General features: G+C 69.6%; 14 protein-coding genes and 1 pseudogene. 7 read left to right on the top strand and 8 right to left on the bottom strand.

Annotation, left to right across the window (positions count from 1 at the left end; genetic code table 11):
- Nucleotides 1-541: 541 nt before the first annotated feature.
- From ACFXGJ_RS13505 to purB, 4 genes are all read left to right on the top strand, one after another.
- Entirely contained in the window at nucleotides 542-1,891 is a 1,350-nt protein-coding gene (locus ACFXGJ_RS13505) for a GMC family oxidoreductase N-terminal domain-containing protein (RefSeq protein WP_378620364.1), read from the top strand.
- Nucleotides 1,892-2,015: 124 nt separating this feature from the next.
- Nucleotides 2,016-3,176 carry a pyridoxal phosphate-dependent aminotransferase gene (locus tag ACFXGJ_RS13500; RefSeq protein WP_378620362.1) on the top strand — a complete coding sequence of 387 codons (1,161 nt, stop codon included), beginning with the start codon at nucleotides 2,016-2,018 and terminating at the stop codon, nucleotides 3,174-3,176.
- Nucleotides 3,177-3,235: 59 nt separating this feature from the next.
- Nucleotides 3,236-3,847, top strand: coding sequence for a TetR/AcrR family transcriptional regulator (locus ACFXGJ_RS13495; RefSeq protein WP_378620360.1), 612 nt, complete (start codon nucleotides 3,236-3,238; stop codon nucleotides 3,845-3,847).
- A gap of 42 nt (nucleotides 3,848-3,889) precedes the next feature.
- Nucleotides 3,890-5,311 (top strand): adenylosuccinate lyase, encoded by a 1,422-nt coding sequence (gene purB / locus ACFXGJ_RS13490; protein ID WP_378620358.1) that lies wholly within the window; start codon nucleotides 3,890-3,892, stop codon nucleotides 5,309-5,311.
- A 220-nt stretch (nucleotides 5,312-5,531) separates the two neighbouring features.
- Here purB and ACFXGJ_RS13485 read toward each other — a convergent pair whose 3' ends face one another.
- The 6 genes from ACFXGJ_RS13485 to ACFXGJ_RS13460 form a co-directional block, all read right to left on the bottom strand.
- Nucleotides 5,532-5,972, bottom strand: coding sequence for an SRPBCC domain-containing protein (locus tag ACFXGJ_RS13485; protein ID WP_378620355.1), 441 nt, complete (start codon nucleotides 5,970-5,972; stop codon nucleotides 5,532-5,534).
- Nucleotides 5,973-6,061: 89 nt separating this feature from the next.
- On the bottom strand, nucleotides 6,062-6,400 hold the full coding sequence (locus ACFXGJ_RS13480; protein WP_378620351.1) for an ArsR/SmtB family transcription factor: 339 nt from the start codon (nucleotides 6,398-6,400) through the stop codon (nucleotides 6,062-6,064).
- Nucleotides 6,397-6,861: an SRPBCC family protein gene (locus ACFXGJ_RS13475; protein ID WP_378620348.1), complete on the bottom strand. Its 465-nt coding sequence runs from the start codon at nucleotides 6,859-6,861 to the stop codon at nucleotides 6,397-6,399. Before ACFXGJ_RS13475 ends, ACFXGJ_RS13480 begins: the two co-directional genes overlap by 4 nt.
- Nucleotides 6,862-7,067: 206 nt before the next feature.
- A complete protein-coding gene (locus ACFXGJ_RS13470; RefSeq protein WP_378620346.1) occupies nucleotides 7,068-7,577 on the bottom strand; it encodes an acyl-CoA thioesterase in 510 nt (169 codons plus the stop codon).
- A gap of 195 nt (nucleotides 7,578-7,772) precedes the next feature.
- A complete protein-coding gene (locus ACFXGJ_RS13465) occupies nucleotides 7,773-9,260 on the bottom strand; it encodes a purine-cytosine permease family protein (protein WP_378620344.1) in 1,488 nt (495 codons plus the stop codon).
- Between the two features lie 339 nt (nucleotides 9,261-9,599).
- A complete protein-coding gene (locus ACFXGJ_RS13460) occupies nucleotides 9,600-10,031 on the bottom strand; it encodes a MarR family winged helix-turn-helix transcriptional regulator (RefSeq protein ID WP_378620342.1) in 432 nt (143 codons plus the stop codon).
- An 87-nt stretch (nucleotides 10,032-10,118) separates the two neighbouring features.
- Here ACFXGJ_RS13460 and ACFXGJ_RS13455 point away from each other — a divergent pair, with 87 nt between their 5' ends.
- A complete protein-coding gene (locus tag ACFXGJ_RS13455) occupies nucleotides 10,119-12,077 on the top strand; it encodes an ABC transporter ATP-binding protein (protein ID WP_378620340.1) in 1,959 nt (652 codons plus the stop codon).
- Here ACFXGJ_RS13455 and ACFXGJ_RS13450 read toward each other — a convergent pair.
- Nucleotides 11,994-13,400, bottom strand: a pseudogene (locus ACFXGJ_RS13450) (FAD-dependent oxidoreductase); the annotation flags it as partial. The gene ACFXGJ_RS13455 and the pseudogene ACFXGJ_RS13450 overlap by 84 nt on opposite strands.
- 109 nt (nucleotides 13,401-13,509) lie before the next feature.
- Between ACFXGJ_RS13450 and ACFXGJ_RS13445 the strand changes: the two are divergent.
- Together ACFXGJ_RS13445 and ACFXGJ_RS13440 are read left to right on the top strand one after the other, a co-directional pair.
- Nucleotides 13,510-13,962 carry an HIT family protein gene (locus ACFXGJ_RS13445; protein WP_378620337.1) on the top strand — a complete coding sequence of 151 codons (453 nt, stop codon included), beginning with the start codon at nucleotides 13,510-13,512 and terminating at the stop codon, nucleotides 13,960-13,962.
- An 8-nt stretch (nucleotides 13,963-13,970) separates the two neighbouring features.
- Nucleotides 13,971-14,981, top strand: a complete 1,011-nt coding sequence (locus ACFXGJ_RS13440) for a 1-aminocyclopropane-1-carboxylate deaminase/D-cysteine desulfhydrase (protein ID WP_378620332.1) — start codon at nucleotides 13,971-13,973, stop codon at nucleotides 14,979-14,981.
- A 22-nt stretch (nucleotides 14,982-15,003) separates the two neighbouring features.
- On the opposite strand, the gene ACFXGJ_RS13435 is transcribed toward ACFXGJ_RS13440, so the two are convergent.
- Nucleotides 15,004-16,422, bottom strand: a complete 1,419-nt coding sequence (locus tag ACFXGJ_RS13435; protein ID WP_378620330.1) for an aldehyde dehydrogenase family protein — start codon at nucleotides 16,420-16,422, stop codon at nucleotides 15,004-15,006.
- Nucleotides 16,423-16,431 lie beyond the last annotated feature (9 nt).

Raw genomic sequence — 16,431 nt, 5'->3', positions numbered from 1 at the left:
ACGAACAGTCCGGGCGGTCGGCGACGCGGCGGGCTCGTGGTGGTGCCGGAGGCCATGTGGCAATTCGCGGCGGGGGAAACGAACGTACCGGCGAAGGCGCTGTCGCACAGCGTTTTCGACTCGATCGGTGTCGGCCGAACGATATACGCTACCTACCCGTCAGTATTCGGAACAATCTCCGTCGGACGCCGGTATAACGATTTCTACTTTATCGGCTGTCGACTGAGAGGTTCCGTTGAGCGAATACCGAGCGTCACGAGGATCGGCTGCATCAACTTCACATCTTTCCCGCCGAAGGTTCTTGGCGGCCACGGGAATTGCGGCCGGGGCCGTCGCCCTGTCGTCATCGTGGGTCGCCGCGGCCGCCGCGCCGCGCCGCGCCCTCAACACCGGGGACCGGGTCCCCGCGCTGGTGATCGGCAGTGGTTACGGCGGCGCCGTTGCGGCGCTGCGGCTGACCCAGGCCGGCATCGACGTCAACATCGTGGAGATGGGCAAGGCCTGGAACACCCCGGGTTCGGACGGCAAGATCTTCTCGCCGATGCTCAAGCCGGACGGCCGCTCGTACTGGCTGAGAAACCGCACCGCGCAACCGGTCGGGTACTTCTCCGGCGGATCGGTGGACAAGGACATCGCGAAGTACGTCGGCGTGCTCGACGCGGAGAACATGGGCGGAATCACCGTCTACCAGGGTCGCGGCGTCGGCGGCGGGTCGCTGGTGAACGGCGGCATGGCGGTCGTGCCCAAGCGCGGCTACTTCGAGGAGATCCTGCCGTCGGTCGACTCCAACGAGATGTACAACACCTTCTTCCCGAAGGCGAACGCCGGACTCGGCGTCAACAACATCGACGAAACCTGGTTCAACTCAACCGATTACTACAAGTTTGCCCGGGTGGGCCGGAAGACCGCCGAGCGCTCCGGTTTCCAGACGACGTTCGTGCCCAACGTCTACGACTTCAACTACATGAAGCAGGAGGACGCCGGATCGGTCACCAAGTCGGCGCTCGCCGGCGAGGTCATCTACGGCAACAACGCGGGCAAGAAGTCGCTCGACAAGACCTATCTCGCGCAGGCGTCGGCGACCGGCAAGCTCACCATCACCACGCTCCATCGCGTCACGAAGGTCTCGCCGGCGGCGACGGGTGGCGGGTACACGGTGGAGATGGAGCAGATCGACGAGCAGGGCAACGTCGTCGGCACCAAGACCGTCACCGCGGACAAGGTGTTCTTCGCGGCGGGCAGCGTCGGTACCAGCAAGTTGCTGGTCGCGATGAAGGCGCAGGGGTTGCTGCCGAACCTGTCCGGCGCGGTCGGCCAGGGCTGGGGCAACAACGGCAACATCATGGTCGGCCGGGCGAACCAGGGTTGGGACCCGACCGGTGCCAAGCAGTCGTCGATCCCGGCCATGGGCATCGACAACTGGGCCGACACCGCGGGCCCGGTGTTCGCGGAGATCGCCCCGTTCCCGGCCGGAACCGAACTGTGGGTCAGCCTCTACCTGGCGATCACCAAGAACCCGCAGCGCGCGCAGTTCCAGTTCAACTCGGGCTCGGGCAAGGTCGACCTGTCCTGGCAGACCTCGCAGAACCAGCCGGGCATCGACATGGCCAAGCGGGTCTTCGACAAGATCAACCAGAAGGAAGGCACGATCTACCGCACCGACCTGTTCGGCGTGTACAAGACGTGGGGCGACGGGCTGACCTACCACCCGCTCGGCGGGTGCATCCTCAACCAGGCCACCGACAACTACGGTCGCCTGCCCGAGTACCCGGGCCTGTACGTGATGGACGGCTCGCTCGTGCCGGGCAACGTCGGCGTCAACCCGTTCGTCACGATCACCGCGCTGGCCGAGCGGAACATGGCGAACATCGTCGCCAACGACCTGCACTAGCCGCGGCGCAATCGTCGAACGGGGGTTCGGTGGCCGGTCTCCGGATCGGTACGGCCACCGAACCCTCGTTCGGTGCAGGGTCGGGGGCGGTGGTCGCGGAAGGGCGGAAGGCTAGCCTGGATTGGTGCGAGCAGAGTCCCGGAGATCCAAGGTTCCGCCCTTCCACGTGATGGACGTGTGGGCGGCGGCCGCCGAGCGGGCGCGAACCCACGGCGACGTGCTGACGCTGGCCGCTGGGCAGCCGTCCACGCCCGCGCCTGCACCGGTGCTGCGGGCCACGCACGAGGCGGTCGACGCCCATCTGCTCGGCTACACCGAGAGTCTCGGGATCCTGCCGCTGCGCGAGACGATCGCGGGCTACCACTCGGCGCGCTCCGGAATCGCGGTCGACCCGGAAGACGTCGTGGTGACCACCGGCTCGTCCGGCGCGTTCACGCTGGTGTTCCTCGCGGCCTTCGATGTCGGGGACACGGTGGTGGTGGCGCGGCCCGGATACCCGGCCTACCGCAACACCCTGACCGCGCTGGGCTGCCGGGTGGTCGAACTCGACTGCGGCCCGCAGACCCGGTACCAGCCCACGGTCGCGATGCTCGAGGCGCTCGACACCCCGCCCGCGGGACTGATCGTCGCCAGTCCGGCGAACCCGACCGGCACCGTCATCGACCGCGACGAGTTGGCGGCGCTGGCGCGCTGGTGCGCCGAGCACGACACGTTGCTGATATCCGACGAGATCTACCACGGCATCGAATTCGGTGACACCACAACGGCATCCGCGTGGGAGACCTCCACCGAGGCGGTCGTGGTCGGCTCGGTGTCGAAGTACTTCTCGATGACCGGCTGGCGGCTGGGCTGGATGCTGGTGCCGACCGGGCTTCGGCGCGCGCTGCAGCGGCTGGCGTCGAACATGACGGTGTGCCCGCCGGCCGTCTCGCAGTACGCGGCGCTCGCGGCGTTCACCGACGAGTCCCTCGCCGAACTCGACGGGCACGTGCGCCGCTACGCGGTGAACCGGGACGTGCTGCTGTCGGGGCTGCCGCGGCTCGGGATCACCGAGCTCGCCCCCGCCGACGGCGCGTTCTACGTGTACGCCGACATCGGTCATCTCACCGACGACTCGACGGCCTGGTGCGCGGAGCTGCTCCGCGAGACCGGGGTCGCGGTGGCGCCGGGCATCGACTTCGACACCGTGCACGGCGACCGGACGATGCGACTGTCGTTCGCGGGGGCGACAGCGGACATCGAGGAGGCGTTGGCACGCCTGGGTCGTAGCCGGATGCTCGGATAGTTAACCTGTGTTCATCAATTCGACGCGGGGAGTCTCCGCGCGCTGGCAGGATGGGGCTGGTGACAGAAGCGGCGACCCCCAAGGGTGAGAGGCGCCGTATCGCGCTTGTCGAAGCGGCCTCCGACCTCCTGCTCGAGGGCGGGTTCGAGGCCGTCCGGCACCGGGCGGTCGCGGCGCGGGCGAACCTGCCGCTCGCGTCGACGACCTATTACTTCCAGTCCCTCGACGACCTGAACGCGGCGGCGGCGGAACTGTGCGGGTTGCGGGAGCTCGAGGTGATGCGGGCTCGGATCGCCGAAGTGTCCCAACGCAATCGGGGTGTCGACGCGACCGTCGAGCTGATCGTCGACATGCTCGTCGGGGTGTTCGAGGACGGCCCGCGCGGGCGCGAGCAACTGGTCAACCGGTACGAGAGGTTCGTCGCGTTCGCGAGGCATCCCGAGCTGCGCGAGGTGCAGTTGCGGCTGCGCGCCCAGCTCGACGACCTGCTCGTCGACGTGCTGCGGCGGTCCGGACGCGAGGTCCGACAGGACCAGTTGCGGCGGCTCGTGTGCGTCGTCGACGGCGCCGTGGTGGGGGCGCTGAGTGACGCCGACCCCGACCCCAAGGCACTCGCGCGCGACATGCTGCTCCAGGTGATCGACGTCGTGGCGCCGCCCGCCTCGGCGTAGCCCCCGACCGCGTCCCGGGCGGTGGCCGTAAACTGGGCATCCGTGAGCCGCATCCCCAACGTCCTTGCCAATCGATACGCCAGCCCCGAACTGACGGCGCTGTGGTCGCCCGAGCACAAGATCGTGCTCGAGCGGCAGCTGTGGCTGGCGGTGCTGCGGGCCCAGGCCGCACTCGGGATCGACGTCCCGGAGGAGGCGCTCGCCGACTACGAGCGGGTGATCGAGAACGTCGACCTGGAGTCGATCGCCGCCCGCGAGCGGGTCACCCGGCACGACGTCAAGGCGCGCATCGAGGAGTTCAACGCCCTCGCCGGGCACGAGCACGTGCACAAGGGCATGACCAGCCGCGACCTCACCGAGAACGTCGAGCAGCTGCAGATCTTCCGGTCGCTCGAGCACGTGCACGCGCACGGCGTCGCCGTCGCCGCGCGACTGGGCGCGAGGGCTGCCGAGTACTCGTCGCTGGTGATGGCCGGCCGCAGTCACAACGTCGCCGCGCAGGCCACCACCCTCGGCAAGCGGTTCGCCTCCGCCGCCGACGAACTGCTCGTGGCACTGACCCGGCTGCGCGAGCTGATCGACCGCTACCCGCTGCGCGGCATCAAGGGCCCGATGGGCACCGCGCAGGACATGCTGGACCTGCTCGACGGCGACACCGAGAAGCTCGAGTTCCTCGAGGCGAAGGTCGCCGAGCACCTCGGCTTCGCGCACGTGCTGACCAGCGTCGGTCAGGTGTACCCGCGGTCGCTCGACCACGACGTGCTCTCCGCGCTGGTGCAGGTCGGCGCCGGACCGTCCTCGTTCGCGCACACGATCCGCCTGATGGCGGGCCACGAACTGGTCACCGAGGGCTTCCAGCCCGGCCAGGTCGGCAGCTCCGCGATGCCGCACAAGATGAACACCCGCTCCTGCGAGCGCGTCAACGGCCTGCAGGTCGTGCTGCGCGGCTACGCGTCGATGGCGGCCGAGCTGGCCGGCGCGCAGTGGAACGAGGGCGACGTGTTCTGCTCGGTGGTGCGCCGCGTCGCGCTGCCCGACGCGTTCTTCGCGATCGACGGACAGATCGAGACCTTCCTGACCGTGCTCGACGAGTTCGGTGCCTACCCGGCGGTGATCGAGAAGGAACTCACCCGCTACCTGCCGTTCCTGGCGACCACCCGGATGCTCATGGCCGCCGTGCGCGCGGGCACCGGACGTGAGACCGCGCACGAGGTCATCAAGGAGCACGCGGTCGCCGTGGCGCTGGCGATGCGCGAGGACGGTCGCGAGCCCGACCTGCTCGACCGCCTCGCGGCCGACGACCGGTTCCCGCTGGACCGTGCGCAGCTGGACGCCGCACTGGACGACAAGTCCGCGTTCATCGGCGCCGCCGAGGCGCAGGTCGCCTCCGTGGTGCGCCGGGTCGAGCTGCTCGTCGAGCAGTACCCCGAGGCGGCGCGCTACGCGCCGTCGCCGATCCTGTAGCGCCCGGAGCGGTCCCGCGACCGGGTCGCCCGCCGGGGCCGGCGCCGTTCGTGGCCCGGCCGGGTCGTGCTGATCTTCGACGAGGACCGGCCCACGCAGTGTCGTGGACCGGTCCTCGTCGGTACGAGCAGGGGGCTTTCTCGCGCCGGGTATCTTCCGCCGCAACGGCTTCGGCGCGGAGTCGGCGACCGGGTCGGCCGCGGCCCGCTCGCACGGTCGGCTAGTGCCAGTTGCTGATCCGGACGTCGCCCGGCGCGGGTTCGCCCGTGCCGGTTTCGAGCAGCTTCTTGAGGCTCATCAGGAACGTCGCCCACTTGGTGCTGCAGTGGTACATGAACTCCACCGGCTCCCTCCAGCCCTCGTGCCGGAACAACACGATCGTGTAGCCGTCCTCCTGTTTCAGCTCGAATCGGACCTGCGTGCCGATCCACTCCTCGGGACCGTCGATGACCTCCCAGAGCACCCGCTCGGCGGGCTGAGCGTCCAGGACCTTCATGTCGAACCCGCCGGGCCCGAAGCGGAACCGGACGACTCCTCCGACATCGCCGTCACCGTCCGTGTCTTCGGTCCACCAGCTCGCCAGCCCGTCGACCGTGGTGAGGGCCGCGTAGACGGCCTCGGGACTCGACGTGACCCCGACCCTGTGCAGGATGTCCACCATCTCGATACCTCTTTCCAGTGCGGCGTCCGGATTCGGGCGCGTTTCGGCAGCGACGCCACGGATGTGACGACGCTCGTGTGTGTGGGGTGTCAGCCGTCCTGGCTGCGCTGGATCGCTTCGGCGATCCGCTTGATGCGATGCAGGCGGGCGTCCCAGGTGGCCCCGACGGCGGACAGCTGCGCGACCGCGCGGGCGAGCTGGGCCTGGTCGACCTGGTAGAGACGCTCGCGCCCGGACGGGGTGACGTGGACCAGTCCGACCCGGTCGAGCACCCCCAGGTGTTTGGCGACCGCCTGCCGCGTGACCGGCAGCTGCTCGCTGAGCGTGGTCGCCGTCCCGCTGCCGCCGGTCAACAAGAGGTCGAGCATCCGTCGCCGGATGGGGTCCCCGACCGCCGACCAGAGGTCGTCGTCGACGGTGACGCTCACGGCGCCGACACCAGCCGAGCGACGTACGCGACGAGGCGGGGCAGGAAGCGGTCCCAGCCGGTGACGTGATCGCGGTACGCCTCTTCGAGTACGGCTGCCTCCCAGCCCCTCTCGCGGAAACCCGTCTCGGTGAAGCGCAGCAGCGTGCCCGCGCCGGCCGGGACGAGATCGAAGGTCACCAGGAGCGAGTTGGTCGACGTCGCGGTCGTACCCTCGTCGTAGACCCAGCGGAAGGAGAACCGCCGGGGCGGGTCGGCTTCCATCACCGTGAGCGAGACGACCTTCGCGTCCGGCGCAGATCGGTCGCCGAAGGAGATGACCCCGGTGGCCCCGGGCACCGGCTCGAGCTCCGCTTCGTCCGGCCACCACTCCCGCAGGTGTTCGGGCGTGCTGACGACCTCGTAGACCACCTCGGGCGCGGCTTCGACGTGGATCTCCCGCTCGATGCTGCCGTATTCCATTCCGTCCTCCCGTCCTCTAGCAACCTTTGGTTGCATATGACGGTAGGGCATCCCGCGGGAATGCGCAACCAAAGGTTGCTAGAGGCGTTCGTTCGGCTGCTCGACCTGGCGACGGGCGCCTAAGGTGGCGCGCAATCGGTACTGCATTCGATCGCTCGCCTGGGTTCTCGCCAATCTCGACCGGGGGGCGTCGCGCGGTGGCAGTGTCACCGCGTTTCGGGTTCGGGTGGTACTGCGTGGGGTCGTGCGAAGGCGATCCGCTGGGCGCGCCGGCGTTGGTGTGCCGCCGCGTGGCGTTCCTTGGCGAGGTCGGTGTGCAGCGGCAGGGCGGCGATCGGAACGGGTGTCTTGTCGGAGTCGACGGCCACCATGGTGAAGTAGGAACTGTTGGTGTGCCGCTTGGTTCCTTCCCGGATGTTCTCGGTGTCGACCCGAATTCCGATCTCCATGGAGGTGCGGCCCGTGTAGTTCACCGACGCCGAGAAGGTGACGAGTTCGCCGACGTGGATGGTGTCCCGGAAGAGGACCCGGTCGACGGAGAGGGTGACGACATACGTCCCGGCGTATCGGCTGGCGCAGCTGTACGCGACTTGGTCGAGGAGTTTGAGCAGGGCCCCGCCGTGGATGTTGCCGGAGAAGTTGGCCATGTCGGGGGTCATCAAGACCGTCATGGTCAGTGTGCTGGGGCGGTCTACGAGCGTGTCGTTCGACGGCATCGGGGCTCCTTGGTTCCTGCGGCCTGTGGTGGGACCGGCGCCGGGCGTTCTGGTCGCGGTTCGATCGATCGGCGAGCCGTCCTGACGTCCGTCTGAACGACCAGCGGGAGGGGCCGCGGTCCGAGACCTTCAGCCGATTGCGGCGGCGCGTAGTTCGTGGCCGAGGATGCACCTCTCCGCTCGGGCAGCGCGGCGTCAGACCTGATCGAACCTCGGGTCGCCGTGACCGGCATCGTCGGCGCGCGGTCGGGTCCGCGAGTCGACCATCGCGGTCTGCGCCGGATAGATCATCGCGGTGGGCGGGTTCGCGGTGCGCTTGGCGACCGGGTAGTAGATGGCGGCGGTCAACACGATGCCGACGATCCAGGAGATGTCCGCGCCGCCAAGCCATTCCGTGACCGGGCCGGTGTACATCTTCTGCGCGAGGAACGGAATCTGGGCGACCACGCCGACCACGTAGCACGCAAGCGCCGGCACGTTCCAGTCCCCGTAGCGGCCGTTCCCGTCATACAGCGCGGGGATGTCGATGCGCTCCTTGGATACGAGGTAGTAGTCGATGAGGTTGATCGCGCTCCACGGTGTGAACACCATGAGCAGCATCAGTACGAAGTTCTTGAAGTTGTCGAGGAAGTCCGCGCTCGCTGCGATCGCGATGAACATCGAGACGAAGATGAAGCCGAGGATGTAGAGGGTGCGGGCTCTCGTCGAGATCTGGGAGCGGCCGTCGAAGGCGGTGACGGTGGTGAGGATCGACATGAAGCCGCCGTACGCGTTGAGGACGTTGACGGTCAGTTTGCCGACGACGATCACCAGGTAGACGAGGAAGGCGATCGCGGCCGGGCCCGCAAGCTCTCCGAGGAAGCCGACCTGGTTCCCGAGGAACGCGTCGCCGGCGACCGCGGCGACGAGGGCGCCGAAGGTCATCGACCACTGCGAGCCGATCACACTGCCGAGGAATGTGGACCAGAAGGTGGTGCGCTCGCTGGTCTCCCGCGGCAGGTACCGGGAATAGTCCGCGACGTAGGGGCCGAAGGTCAGCTGCCAGCCGGCGCCGAGCGAGATCGCCAGCAGGAAGGTGACGATGTCGAAGCCCTTGACGCCGACGGCGGCGGCGACGTCGTACTCGGCGAACAGCCGAACAGCGAGGTAGGTGAATCCGATGACCCCGACCACGGTGGCGACGCGACCGACGATGTGGATCAGCCGGTAGCCGGCGATCGCGACGAAGGCGGTGAGCAGGCCGAAGACGACGATGCCGACCGTCGGGTTGTCGATGCCGAGGGCGGCGTTCACGGCCTGGCCGGCGAGCACCGTGCCTGTTGCGGCGAAGCCGAGGTACATCAGGATCACCAGCACCAGCGGCACGACCGCGCCCTTGATGCCGAACTGCGCGCGACTCGAGATCATCTGCGGAAGACCCATGCGCGGCCCCTGCGCCGCGTGCAACGCCATCACCGTCCCGCCGAGCACGTTGCCGATGAGCAGGCCGAGGATCGCCCACAGCGCGTCAGCGCCGAAGACGACGGCGAGAGCGCCGTCGACGACTGCAGTGATCTGCATGTTCGCGCCGAACCACAGGGTGAACTGGCTTCGAGGTGTGCCGTGCCGTTCGTCGTCGGGAACGACGTCGATGGTGCGGCGTTCGGGTGCCAGGAGAACCTCGGGGGAGTCGTCGTGAGTCATAGGTCGGTCTTTCTGCAGACGATCTCGCCGTGGCGAGGTCGGGTTTCGGGGATCCCCACCCGCTCAATGCTTGTGTCGCGGGTCACATACCACAAGTAGGAAATGTATAGTCCTGTATATACAGGCATGTCAACCCTCTGGATCCGCACGGTCGAGCGGGCGGCCGGCCCCGGCCTCTCGTCGGCCCTCGGGCGGCATCTCGTGGAGCCGAACCGTCGGTGACCGCGGCCTCGGGCCGACGGCCCTCGGGCGTGTCGCACTCGAGTTCGCGCCGGTGGTTTCGGTGCGCGGCGGGACCGATCGCCGGGCCGCCGCTCCTCGTCCCGCTCGGGCGGGCGGTCAGGTCTCGTCGGCGACGAGTCGGCCGAGGATGCGCCGCAGCTCGTCGCGATCGTGGGGGTCGAGCGGGGCGAAGAAGTCGGCGGCCTGCGCGTCCCGCACCGAGGACATCTCGGCAATCAGTGCGTGCCCCTCCTCGGTGAGGCGCACGCACACCGCCCGTCGATCGACGCCGTCCGAGACCCGCACCACCAGGTCGCGCTTCTGTAGCCGGTCGACCACCTCGGTCGCCGAGCGGGGCGCGATGCGCAGCGCCTTCGCGACGTCGCCGAGGCGCGGACGTCCCCCCGCCTCGCGATCGATCACGCGCAGCGCCCGGAACTCGTGCGGGGACAGCTCCCACGGTTCCAGCGCCGCCAGCCACCCCCGTCGCAGCCCGCGGGCCGCCGACATCACGAGGTCTCGGAGCTGGTCTGACGATGCCTCGGTCATGGTGACGGAGCTTACCTCACTTGACAGCTACCTCATGTTGAGGGAACCTCAGTAAATCGAACCCCAACACTCGAAAGGGGTGGTTGCATGACGAGCCCCCATTTCGGCGGCCCCGGACCTGGGCCCGGACGCGGCCAGCGTGGCGCGAAGGTCGACCCCGCGGACCGCGCCCAACTCACGGAGCGGCCGGTCAGCCTGCGCCGGATCGGCGCGCTATTCGCCCCCTACCGCTGGCAGGTCGCCGCGGTCGTGGTGCTGATCGTGGCGTCCTCGCTGATCTCGCTGGCCAATCCGTTCCTCGTCCGCGAGGTGATCGACCGCGCCATCCCCGCGCAGGACGTCCCGCTGCTCGTGTGGACGGTCGTCGCGATGCTCGCGGTGACCGTCGCGGTCTCCGTCATCGGGGTGGTGCAGACGTGGATCTCCACCACCGTCGGCCAGCGCATCATGCACGGCCTGCGCACCGACGTCTTCGCGCACCTGCACCGGCAGTCGCTGAGCTTCTTCACCCGCACCCGCGGCGGCGAGATCCAGTCCCGGCTCACCAACGACATCGGCGGCATGCAGACCGTCGTCACCTCGACCGCGACCTCCATCGCGTCCAACCTCACCACCGTGGTGGGCACCGCGGTCGCGATGGCCGTGCTGAGCTGGCGACTGTCGCTGCTCTCCCTGATCGTGCTCCCGCCGGCGATCTGGCTGACCCGCAAGGTCGCCCGGATGCGGCGCGCCATCACCGCCGAGCGTCAGCGGACGCTCGCCGACATGCAGACCCAGATCGAGGAGTCGCTGTCGATCAGTGGAATCCAGCTGGGGAAGACGCTCGGCGCCGGTCCCGCCATGGCGCAGCGCTTTTCGGGCACCTCGCTCGTCCTGACGGACCTCGAGGTCCGCTCGGAACTGTCCGGCCGTTGGCGGATGGCCACGATGAGCATCGTGTTCGCCGCCATCCCGGCCCTGCTCTACCTGGCCGCCGGCCTGCCCGCGACCTCCGGCGGCATGACCATCGGCACCCTGGTCGCGTTCACGGGGCTGCAGGGCGCGCTCTTCCGTCCGCTGATGAGCCTGCTGGACGTCGGTGTGTCCGTGACGAGTTCGATGGCGCTGTTCAGCCGGATCTTCGAGTACCTGGACCTGGAGGTCGAGATCGACGACCCGCAGCACCCGGTGCGGATGCCGCGCGAGACGGTCGCCGGCGCGGTCCGCTTCGACAACGTCGTCTTCCGCTACGAGAACGCGGACCGCAACGCCCTCGACGGCGTCACGATCGACGTGCCGGCGGGGTCCTCGCTGGCGCTGGTCGGCGAGACCGGTTCGGGCAAGACCACACTCGCGTCGCTGGTCGCCCGACTGCTCGACCCCACCGCCGGCCGCGTGACGATCGACGGCGTCGACCTGCGCGATATCCGGCTCGCGGAAGTGTCCGAACTCGTCGGCGTCGTCTCGCAGGAGACCTACCTGCTGCACGCCACCATCCGGGAGAACCTGCGGCACGCGCGACCGGGGGCGAGCGACGCGGAGATCGAGTCCGCGGCGCGGGCCGCGCAGGTGCACGAGCTGATCGAGTCCCTGCCCGACGGCTACGACACCATGGTCGGCGCCCGCGGGCACCGCTTCTCGGGCGGCGAGAAGCAGCGCATCGCGATCGCGCGAACGCTGTTGCGCGACCCCAGGATCCTGGTGCTCGACGAGGCCACCAGCGCGCTCGACAACGAGACCGAGCGGGCCGTGCAGACCGCGCTCGACGTGGTGAGCCGCGGCCGGACCACGATCACGATCGCGCACCGGCTCTCCACCGTCCGCGACGCCGACCAGATCGTGGTCCTCGACCACGGACGAGCCACCGAGCGCGGCAGCCACGAGGAGCTGCGCGCGCTCGGCGGTCGCTATGCCGCGCTACTCGCCCGCGGCGGCGACGCCCGCACGCCTGCCGAAGAAGGTGCCGTCGCCGAGCGAGGTGCCGCTGATGTAGCCCCACGAGTGCAGGCCCGACGTCGCGCGCCCGGCCGCGAACAGGCCGGGGATCGCGTCGCCGTCGAGGTCTAGGACGCGGCCGTCGACGGTGGTGTGCAGGCCGCCGATGGTGAACACCTCCGCGCCGCCGCGGCCGGCCTCGCCGTACTCGGGCGGGGCGATGCCGCGCTGCACGTCGATGGCCGCGAACGGCGCCGCTAGCGGCCGCAGCCAGCGCTCGGCCTTGTGGAAGTACGGGTCCCGGCCCTCGACGGCGAACCGGTTGTACTCGCCGACCGTGGTCTGCAACGCGCCCGGCGGCATGCCGATGTCGTGTTCGAGTTCCTCGAGGGTCTCGGCGACGAAATGCGGTTGCACACCCCAGCGTTCGTGCTCCGGGACCTCCTCGTAGGCCTGCTCGTCCAGGATCACCCACACCTTCAGCCCGTGCTTGTAGAGGGCCGCCTGCCCGACGAGTCCGGGATAGACGTCCTCGTTGACGAACCGCTGCCCCACGCTGTTGACGATCATGCCGCGGACCATCATCCCGGGGATCAGCGAGATGCCGACCTGCCCGGCGGACATGTGCTTGACCGCCGCGCCGACCGCCTGCGCCATCACGATGCCGCGGCCGTCGTCGCCGCCGTCGGAGTTGACGCCGAGACCCACCAGTTGCGGGGCGTGCTGGGCGACCATCTCGGCGTTGTCGGCGAAGCCGCCGGTGGTCAGGACCACGCCGCGGCGGGCCCGGTAGGTGACGGTCTCGTTGAAGTGACGGGCGACGACACCGACGACCCGGCCCGCCTCGACGATCAGTCGCAGTGCCGAGGTGTCGGTGTGCACCGCGACCTCGGTCCTCGCGACCGCCTCGCTCAGCACCGCCATCAGCACCTTGCCCCCGAATCCGTCCGAGGTGACGCGGTGCCCGCGTGGCGCCGGCGTCGCGAGATCGCAGAAGGGGTAGGAGTTCTCACCCATCCACATCAGGCCGTCGTCGGTCGGCGGGACCCAGGTGGGGGAGTCCCACAGGGACGGCTTGAACGGCACGCCGTGGTCGACGAGCCACTGGTAGTGCGCCACGCTGCCGCGGCTGTAGAGGCCGACCTTCTCCTCGTCGGCGTCCGGGCCGAGCGCGGCGAGGAGGAACTTCGCCATGTCCTCGGCGGTGTCGGAGAACCCGCACGCCTCCTGGACGGGGGTGCCGCCGCCGAGGTACATCTCGCCGCCGGACAGGGCCGACGACCCACCGCCACCGCTGGCCTTCTCCAGTACGACCACCTCGGCGCCCGCCGCGGCGGACTCGAGGGCCGCGGCCGCCCCCGCGCAGCCGTAGCCGACGACGAGGACGTCCGTCTCGTGGTCGAAGTGTCCGACGTCCCCCGCGTCGAGGGGTGCCACCGGATTACGTGCGCTCATTCGCAACTCCCGTCCACTGTTGGTGCGCACACGCTAGGGTTCGTCCGGCGGTGTCGAGAAGGGGCGAGTCCGGCCACCGGGACGATCCGGGGCGCTATCATCAAAACCCATGAGCCACTGCATCTTCTGTGCCATCATCGCGCGCGAGGCGGAGGCGAGCATCGTGTACGAGGATGAGCACACCGTGGCCTTCATGGACATTCGTCCGTTCACCCCGGGGCACCTGCTGGTGGTCCCGCGGCGCCACGCGGTGGGCCTCGCACAGCTGGACCCCCAGGACGGCGGCCGGATCTTCGCGGTCGGTCAGCGCCTGGCGGCCGCGTTGCGCGGCGACCGGACCGACCCCACCGGGATGCCCGCGGACGGCCCGCGCGCGGACGGGGTGAACCTCTTCCTCGCGGACGGCGCGGTCGCCGGCCAGGAGGTCTTCCACGTGCACCTGCACGTCATCCCGCGCACCCCGGGAGACGGATTCGGCCTGCGCGGGCGCCCCGTCTCCGCGCGCCGGCCGGATCTCGACTACCTGGCCGGTGCGCTCCGCCGCCGGCTCGACACGGTCTAGGGGGCCACGTGGAGCAGACCGGCACTCCCGCGCTGCACCGGCTCTTTCCGGAGCTCGCGGCGACCACCCCGTTCCTGCGCCTCGGCGCCCCCCCGACCCCGATCACCCATCTCGACGGGCTCGGCGCCGGGAACCGGTTGTGGTGCAAGGACGAGGGCGCCTACGGATCGGGCGGCTGGGGCGGAAACAAGGTCCGCAAGCTGGAGTGGATCCTCCCCGACGCCCTCGCCCGAGGGTCCCGGCAGATCCTCACGGTGGGTGGCCAGGGCACCAACTGGGGCCTGGCCACGGCGCTGTACGCGCGCGAGCAGGGCATCGACACGGCGCTGGCGCTCGTCGACCAGCCCATGGACGAGCACGTGCGCGCCCAGCTCGAACGCCTGCGGCGCTCCGGCGCCGCGCTGCACTTCACGCGGACCAAGGCGCGGACGATCGCGGCGGCACCCTGGTTGTTCGCGCGACACCTCCGCGGCCGACACCTGCCGTACTACCTGCCCGCGGGCGGGTCCTCGCCCCTCGGGACACTCGGATACGTCGAGGTCGCACTCGAACTCGCGGCACAGGTCGAGTCCGGCGCGATGCCCGAGCCGGCGTACGTGGTGACCGCGGTGGGCTCGGGTGGCACCGCCGCCGGCCTGCTGCTGGGCCTGCGCCTCGCGGGACTGCGCACCCGGGTGGTCGGCGTCGTCGTCAACGACACCCTGCCGCTCGCCGAGCGGGACCTCGTCGGGCTCGCGCGCCGGACGCACCGTCTGCTGGTCGAGCGGGGCGCCGCGGTCGGGCCGGTCGAGTTCGAGCCGGGCGCGCTCGTGGTGGCGGGGGAGTGGCTCGGACCCGGATACGGGCACGCGACCCCGGCGGGTGCGGCGGCGCAGCGGATCGGGGCCGAGCACGGGATCACCCTCGACCCCGTCTACACGGCGAAGGCGTTCGCCGCGGCGCTCGAGATGGACGCCGACGGCCGGCTCGGGGACGGCCCGGTCGTCATGCTGGACACCTACGGGCCGCGGCCGGACTGACGCGGCCGTCGCTGTTGGCCTCTCAGGCCCGGTACATCCGGCGGATCAGCTTCCGTGCCCGGTCGGTGTAGGGCGGGTAGGCGAACCGGGGATCGGGCTTGAACGGCTTGAGCAGCACTGCCTTTCGGTTGCCGAGAGTCTTGAAACCCGACCTGCCGTGGTATCGGCCCATGCCGCTGGATCCGACACCGCCGAACGGGAGTTGGGGCGCCACGAGTTGGTAGGTGAGGTGATTGACCACAGCTCCTCCGGAGCTGACCTCGGCCAGCACGCGACGCCGCGTCCGCGCAGACCTCGTGAAGACATAGGACGCGAGGGGCTTCGGCCGCGCGTTGACGAAGGCGATCGCCTCGTCCAACGAGTCGACCGCGAGGACCGGCAGGATCGGCCCGAATATCTCCTCCCGCATGACCGGTTCCTCGGGGCTCGGGTCCACCAGCACGGTGGGCTCGACGGTCAGTGTGGCCCGATCGGAACCGCCGCCGAGCGCGACCCTCGCTTCGGTGTCGGCAAGGTACCCGGCCAGCCGGTCGAACTGGCGCGTGTTGACGATTCGGACGCCCCGCGCAGATCCAGATTTTCGGAACTCGTTGAGACTGTGGACTATTCGCTCGACCAGCTCGTCCCGGACGGAGCGCTCGGCCAGTACGTAGTCCGCCGCGATGCAGGACTGGGCGGAGTTGGCCACCTTCGTCCAGGCGATGCGACGGGCGGTGACGGCAAGGTCCGCGTCCCGCATGACGATCGCCGGATTCCTGCCGCCGAGTTCGAGGGTCACCGGTGTCAGCTGCGCCGCGGCCCCTGCCAGGATCTTCCGGCCGATCTCGGTACCGCCGGTGAAGAACACATGATCGAAGCCCTGTGCGAGCAGGGCCTGGGTGGTGCGCCCGTCGCCCTCGACCACGGCCACGGCCTCGGCGTCGAGATACTCGGGGAGCAGTCGGGCCAGCAGGCGTGCTGTCGCGGGGGCTAGCTCCGAAGGCTTGACGACGGCGCAGTTGCCCGCCGACACCGCGGCGACCAGCGGTCCCAGGGTGACCGTCAGCGGAGCATTCCAGGCCCCGATGACGAGCACCACCCCGAGCGGCTCGTACTGCACCCACCCCAGCGCGGGCATCTGGTGCATCGGCAGCGAGCGCGGCCGGCTGCGCATCCACCGGCGCACCCGCTTGCGTGCGTGGGCGGCCTCGATCTTGTTGGGGAGGATGTCGACCATCCAGGATTCGAAGGTGTCTCGCCCGAGATCCTCGGCGAGGGCGGCGGTGATCTCGTCCTCGCGTTCGTCCAGCATTCGTTCGATGCCGCGCAGTTGGTCGATCCGCCACTGCGCGGGTCTGGTTCGTCCGCTCGCGTGGACCCGACGTAGCCCGGCGACGACGCCGGCTATTTCTCCTGTGGTATCCGAATCGATTGCGCCGGTGTCTACCTGGTCAGCGGTCATGGCTGCCTC

The sequence above is a fragment of the Rhodococcus sp. NPDC059234 genome (assembly GCF_042754225.1).
Taxonomy (GTDB): domain Bacteria; phylum Actinomycetota; class Actinomycetes; order Mycobacteriales; family Mycobacteriaceae; genus Rhodococcus_G.
The sequence above is the reverse complement of the archived record's forward strand: the minus strand, read 5'-3'. Positions and strand labels throughout refer to the sequence as shown.